Source organism: Klebsiella sp. HN106 (assembly GCF_051209435.1).
In the GTDB taxonomy this organism is placed as follows: domain Bacteria; phylum Pseudomonadota; class Gammaproteobacteria; order Enterobacterales; family Enterobacteriaceae; genus Klebsiella; species Klebsiella oxytoca.
Genome location: NZ_JBLURD010000116.1, coordinates 1 through 413, shown reverse-complemented (window position 1 = coordinate 413; position 413 = coordinate 1). Strand labels below are relative to the sequence as shown.

The following is a 413-nucleotide window of genomic DNA, read 5'->3' as shown; positions in this document are numbered from 1 at the left end:
GCATCTTGTTCCATTGTTATGCCTGAAACGCTTCCAGCAGGCAGGTCATAAACCTGTGGCGCTGGTGGGCGACGCAACCGGTCTGATTGGCGACCCAAGCTTCAAAGCCGCTGAGCGTAAACTAAACACCGAGGATACCGTGCAGGAGTGGGTGGATAAAATCCGCAAACAGGTGGCTCCGTTCCTTGATTTTGACTGCGGCGACAACTCGGCGATCGCGGCGAATAACTATGACTGGTTTGGCAGCATGAACGTGCTGACCTTCCTGCGCGATATCGGTAAACACTTCTCTGTTAACCAGATGATCAACAAAGAAGCGGTGAAGCAGCGTCTGAATCGTGACGATCAGGGTATCTCCTTTACCGAGTTCTCTTACAATCTGCTGCAGGGTTACGACTTTGCCTGCCTGAATA

At 51.8% G+C, this 413-nt stretch carries 1 protein-coding gene; it reads left to right on the top strand.

Translation table 11 applies throughout. The features are described 5' to 3' along the window. On the top strand, positions 1-413 hold a 413-nt coding region (gene tyrS, locus ACSIPU_RS30580; protein ID WP_435322484.1), incomplete at both ends, for a tyrosine--tRNA ligase.